The sequence below is a fragment of the Litorivivens sp. genome (genome assembly GCF_041625495.1).
In the GTDB taxonomy this organism is placed as follows: domain Bacteria; phylum Pseudomonadota; class Gammaproteobacteria; order Pseudomonadales; family Spongiibacteraceae; genus Litorivivens.
On sequence record NZ_JBFJTH010000211.1, the window covers coordinates 1 to 5,436 of the forward strand.

Consider the following 5,436-nt stretch of genomic DNA (forward strand, 5'->3'; position numbering starts at 1 on the left):
CCCTTAAACGACAAAGGCCACCCCAAGGGATGGCCTAAGTTATTGAAAAATTGGTCGGGACGGCAGGATTTGAACCTACGACCACCACACCCCCAGTGTGGTGCGCTACCAGACTGCGCTACGCCCCGATTTGAGGGGCTGCATGATACAGCAGACCCATGGCCAATGAAATACTAAATCGTGAAATTCTGAGCTTACTGTTTGATTTTCGCGCCGTTTACGTTGCCGCCGGCGAATCTGGCAAGGCCTCCACTTTCATCGAGTAGTTACCCTCCATAACCTCGCTCAAAATCGCTTGTTCAATCGCCACCCGCCGTGCGGTGGGCACAGGCATTCGCATGACCAAGTGAATTTCCTCGGGCGCAGGCACTTGTATAGTCACCCTGGGTTCCACCGATGGCGGCTCCAGTCCGCGCTGATTGCTGAAACGCACTAGATAGCGGCGGGCCTCGTCCCTATAGGGCTGACACTCGCGCTTCGCCGCTTCCAGCATGGCCTGCTTGGCACCTTGCCAGTTGTGGTCACGCTTGAACGGAATGCTGATAACATGGAACATGTAGCGCGTATTGGGGGTTTCGTTAATCAGTGCTTCCGACACAAACATGGCGTTTGGCAGGGTCAACACACGGCCAGTTAATTGATGAGAGCCCTTGCCCGGCCCTACCTCCAGCAGCGTGGTAGTCAGGGGGTTATGGTCGATAACGTCGCCGCGGTAATCCTTGATCTGAATACGGTCGCCAATGTCGAAGGCGCTGGTGCCTGCCTTAAGAACAGAGCCAATCAGACATAGGATCAACTCTTTGGTAGCGACAACCAACGCCACCGCAATCGCAACAACCGAAAAGGCGACTGTTCTGAGCTCCTCGCCCCAGATCAGCACCAAACCCAGCAGTAACAGCAGCACAAAGGCATTGCGCGACTGTACCAGCCATTTGGTGCGCAGTTCAGAGGTAGTCACATTTTTACGGATAAAGCGGGCACTGACGGAACGCAGTACAAGAACAGCAACTACCAGCAGAAAGGTACTGACCAGAAGCCTAACCAGCGGCGCCAGCAGCGCTACCTGCTCCTGTGTGATATCAACCTGTTCCAGCATACCGTTACTCCTTGGGGTTTCGCCTATTCTACCGAAGGAGGTTCCGGGGAACGCAACAAATGTTTTAGAAAAGGCGGGGCTCTATTGTGCTGGCGGAGCTTTAGCGTGCGGGCGAGACTCCTGCCAACTAACCAACAGGAGCGTTATCGATACTCAGGCTTTGAGTTCTTTAAGGAGATCTTCCAGCTCGGCGATCATTTGCCGAATTACTTGCTTGTATTGAGTTTCGTCATCTTTGGCTTCGTCGCCAGACAGACGCTGTCGCGCGCCGCCAATAGTGTAACCCTGATCGTATAGCAGGCTGCGGATCTGACGAATCATGATCACATCCTGCCGCTGGTAGTAGCGGCGATTACCGCGACGCTTTACCGGCTTTAACTGGGGGAATTCCTGCTCCCAGTAACGCAAGACGTGTGGTTTGACCAGACACAAGTCACTCACTTCGCCAATGGTGAAGTAACGCTTTCCGGGAATTGCCGGCAATTCGTCGTTATGACTCGGTTCCAGCATATTGCTCTACTCTGGCTTTTAATTTTTGTCCTGGGCGAAAAGTCACTACGCGGCGGGCGGAAATCGGGATCTCTTCACCCGTTTTGGGATTGCGACCTGGCCGCTGGCTTTTGTCGCGCAGATCGAAATTACCAAAACCCGAGAGTTTTACCTGCTCGTTGTTTTCCAGGCAATTTCGAATCTGTTCGAAGAACATCTCAACAAGTTCTTTGGCTTCACGCTTGTTGAAGCCAAGTTCCTCGTATAAATGCTCGGCCATCTCGGCCTTGGTAAGAGCTGCCATGACTCTAGTTCCTCAATGTCGCGCCAAACCCCTCTTCCAGAGCGCGGATAACGTGACCAACGGATTCATTCACTTCTTCTTCGTTAAGAGTGCGTGAAGAATCCCGATACGTCAAGCCAATGGCCAAACTTTTTCTTTGCGGATCAATACCTTCACCCTCATAAATATCAAAAAGGTTCAGGTTTACCAAATGCTCACCAGCGGCTTTTCGCGCCATATCCAGCAGGCTTTGGGCCGCGACTGCGCGATCAACCACGACCGCCAAATCCCGGCGGACTTCAGGATATCGGGACGGCGTATGGAACACCGGCACCTGCCGCTCGGTAATCGCAGCCAGCTTGATTTCAAACAGATACACTGCCTGCTCCAGATCAAACTGTTTGCTTAATGAGGGGTGCAGGGCCCCAATATGACCCACTTCTTCGCCATTAAGCAGGATTCTGGCACTCTGACCAGGATGCAGGGCGGTATGCTCAGCGGCCTCAAAGCGATAGTCGCGGCCCGCTACCAGCGTCAGCAGGGATTCGAGGTCACCTTTAGCATCAAAGAAGTCTACTCGCTCGCCCTTACCGTGCCAGCTTTCAGGAGTACGATTGCCAGTTACCACGGCCGACAGCGTTGCCTCCTGCTGCAGACCACTCTCACCCGGAATAAAACACAAACCAGTTTCAAACAGACGTACTCGAGACTGCTGCCGATTCAGATTGTGAGCAACAGCCTTGAGCAGACCCGGCCAATGGCTCAGGCGCATATCCGCCAGGTCGGCAGAAATAGGGTTTATCAGTGATACAGCCTCAACACCCGGGAACATCGCTTTCTGCCAGACTGGGTCGACAAAGCTGTAGGTTATCGCCTCCTGATAACCCAGCGCGGTCATGCGGCGGCGCACGTCGCCGACACCAACCCTGCCTTCCGGAACCGCCGTGATTTCAAGCGAACCGGTTATCGGTTTTACCGGCAGGTTGTTGTAACCGACAATCCGCGCCAGTTCCTCCAGCAGGTCGACCTCGATCGCAAGGTCAAAACGCCAGCTCGGTGTGGTCGTCGTCCAGCCACCATCTGCCGATTGCACAGTCAGACCCAAGCCGGTCAGAATTGCCTCGACGCGCTCAGCCGGCACCGGCATAGCCAGCATTTTTTCAATGCGCGCTTCGCGCAGGCTGATTTGCTGCGGCTCCGGCAAATGCGAGGTAGCACGCTCAACCACCGGGCCGGGCTCCCCCCCTACTATCTCAGTGATCAACCGTGTGGCGCGCTCTATGGCCTGCAAGGGCAGCTCATAATCCACACCACGCTCAAAACGGTGAGAAGAATCGGTATGCAATCCGTAGGAGCGGGCTCTGCCAGCGAGTTTTTCCGGAGCAAAAAATGCCGATTCTAGAAAGATATCCGTTGTGCTTTCGCCAACGGCACTTTCCTTGCCACCCATAATGCCAGCTAGGGCCAGGGCTTTTTTCTCGTCAGCGATTACCAGGGAGTCTGCGCGCAGCTCCAAATCCTGCCCATCGAGCAAAGTAAGTTTTTCACCCTGCTCTGCCAGGCGAACCCGAATGCCGCCATCCAGTTTGGCCAAATCAAAACCGTGCAGCGGCTGCCCCAACTCCAACAAAATATAGTTGGTCACATCTACAACTGCATCGATGGAGCGCAATCCTGCGCGACGAAGTTTTTCCTGCAGCCACACTGGAGACGGTCGAGTGATATCGATATTACGAATTACGCGACCACAATAGCGAGGGCAATCGGCCTCAGCCTCGATCGTAATTTCACGCTGGTCGTCATTAACTGCCGCAACCGGCGCACAGTCAGGGGTTTTTATCTCCAGACCATTGAGTACCGCAACGTCGCGCGCAATCCCGCGAATACTCAAACAATCGGCTCGATTCGGTGTAAGCCCAAGCTCAATCAGCTTGTCATCCAGACCCAGCGCATCGCGCAAATTCTGACCTACCTGCACCTCCGGGCTAAGCTCCATCAGGCCACCGGTAGACTCTCCCAGCTCCAGCTCATCCGGCCCGCACAGCATGCCAAAGGATTCCACCCCGCGCAGCTTGGCCTTCTTGATTTTGAAGTTGCCGGGCAATACAGCGCCCACCATGGCAAAAGGCACTTTAATACCCGCTCGGGCATTAGGCGCACCGCAAACGACCTGAAACTCGTCTTTGCCATCGCTGACTTTGCATACGCGAAGCTTGTCCGCATCCGGGTGTTGTTCTGCGGCCAGAATCTCACCGACGATCACGCCACTGAAATCGCCGGCGACTGCCTCTATCGCATCCACTTCCAGACCAGCCATCGTAATCTGGTCGGCCAATTCCTGTGTGCTCAGCTCAGGATTTACCCATTCCCGAAGCCACTGTTCACTGAATTTCATTGCTGTTCCAATCGCTATGCCCGTTCATCACGAGCTGAATTTAGAGGGTTATAACTGCTCTCAGGCAAATTGCCTCAAAAACTGCAGATCACTTTCGAAAAACAGGCGCAGATCATTAACGCCATAACGCAGCATGGACAGGCGCTCTACGCCCATACCGAAAGCAAAGCCGCTGTATTTATCCGGATCAATATTGGAGTATTCAAACACCTTGGGATGCACCATGCCGCAACCCATGATTTCGATCCAACCGGTCTGACTGCAGACCCGGCAGCCGTCACCACCGCAGATCACACACTGAATATCCACTTCCGCTGACGGCTCAGTAAAGGGGAAGTACGACGGACGAAAACGCACGGCCAGCTCTTTTTCGAAAAAGGCGCGCAGAAAGGATTCAATCAAACCCTTGAGGTCGGCAAAACTGCTGTCTTGTGAAATCAGCAGACCTTCAACCTGATGGAACATTGGCGTATGCGTCAGATCCGAGTCGCAGCGATAAACGCGCCCCGGGCAAATAACTTTCAGCGGCGGCTCGCGCTCTTCCATCACCCGCACCTGCACCGGCGAAGTGTGCGTGCGCAACACGGTGTTATCTGACACATAGAACGTGTCGTGCATGGCCCGCGCCGGATGGTGGGCGGGAATATTAAGCGCCTCGAAGTTGTGGTAATCGTCTTCGATTTCCGGACCTTCCACCGACTCAAACCCAATGCTGCCGAAAAATGCCTCTATGCGCTCGATGGTGCGGGTAACCGGGTGCAGACCGCCACCATCTACGCCTCGTCCGGGCAAGGTAACGTCGATGGTTTCTTTGGCCAGCTTTTCAGCAACTGCTGCGTTTTCCAGATCGCTCTTGCGGGCCTGAATCTGGTCTGACAGTAGTGCCTTAACGCGGTTGATTTCGGCGCCGGCCTTGGGCCGCTCTTCTGCAGACAAACCACCCAGGCCTTTCAACAGGGCGGTAATAGCACCCTTCTTACCCAGGTAAGCCACGCGCACATCATCCAGTGCTCTGGGGTCGCTCGCGGCTTGAATTTTTTGACTTGCCTCGTCAGCCAATGCTTCGAGGTTTTCCATGCTTTTGCCTCTGCTTGGTCCCGCCAGAATTGCGGGTCACGATACAAAAAAATAGGGAAAGAGCGGCAGCCCTTTCCCTATCTATTCAATCAATAC

At 54.3% G+C, this 5,436-nt stretch carries 5 protein-coding genes and 1 tRNA gene; all 6 read right to left on the reverse strand.

Annotation, left to right across the window (positions count from 1 at the left end; translation table 11 throughout):
* Window positions 1–51: 51 nt before the first annotated feature.
* Window positions 52–128, reverse strand: a tRNA-Pro gene (locus ABYP39_RS17055).
* Window positions 129–217: 89 nt separating this feature from the next.
* Entirely contained in the window at window positions 218–1,096 is an 879-nt protein-coding gene (locus ABYP39_RS17060; RefSeq protein ID WP_372783784.1) for a mechanosensitive ion channel domain-containing protein, read from the reverse strand.
* Between the two features lie 153 nt (window positions 1,097–1,249).
* Window positions 1,250–1,606, reverse strand: coding sequence for a MerR family transcriptional regulator (locus ABYP39_RS17065; RefSeq protein ID WP_372749309.1), 357 nt, complete (start codon window positions 1,604–1,606; stop codon window positions 1,250–1,252).
* Complete coding sequence (gene ihfA / locus ABYP39_RS17070) at window positions 1,587–1,889, reverse strand: integration host factor subunit alpha (RefSeq protein WP_372749310.1); 303 nt, start codon at window positions 1,887–1,889, stop codon at window positions 1,587–1,589. Before ihfA ends, ABYP39_RS17065 begins: the two co-directional genes overlap by 20 nt.
* Window positions 1,890–1,893: 4 nt before the next feature.
* Window positions 1,894–4,263, reverse strand: coding sequence for a phenylalanine--tRNA ligase subunit beta (gene pheT / locus ABYP39_RS17075; RefSeq protein ID WP_372783786.1), 2,370 nt, complete (start codon window positions 4,261–4,263; stop codon window positions 1,894–1,896).
* A 60-nt stretch (window positions 4,264–4,323) separates the two neighbouring features.
* On the reverse strand, window positions 4,324–5,340 hold the full coding sequence (gene pheS / locus ABYP39_RS17080; RefSeq protein WP_372749312.1) for a phenylalanine--tRNA ligase subunit alpha: 1,017 nt from the start codon (window positions 5,338–5,340) through the stop codon (window positions 4,324–4,326).
* Window positions 5,341–5,436: the final 96 nt, after the last annotated feature.

Excerpts from the sequence above, each read along its gene's own strand:
- ABYP39_RS17060 (WP_372783784.1), bottom strand. The coding sequence starts at position 1,096 with ATGCTGGAACAGGTTGATATCACACAGGAGCAGGTAGCGCTGCTGGCG.
- ABYP39_RS17065 (WP_372749309.1), bottom strand. The coding sequence starts at position 1,606 with ATGCTGGAACCGAGTCATAACGACGAATTGCCGGCAATTCCCGGAAAG.
- ihfA (WP_372749310.1), bottom strand. The coding sequence starts at position 1,889 with ATGGCAGCTCTTACCAAGGCCGAGATGGCCGAGCATTTATACGAGGAA.
- pheT (WP_372783786.1), bottom strand. The coding sequence starts at position 4,263 with ATGAAATTCAGTGAACAGTGGCTTCGGGAATGGGTAAATCCTGAGCTG.
- pheS (WP_372749312.1), bottom strand. The coding sequence starts at position 5,340 with ATGGAAAACCTCGAAGCATTGGCTGACGAGGCAAGTCAAAAAATTCAA.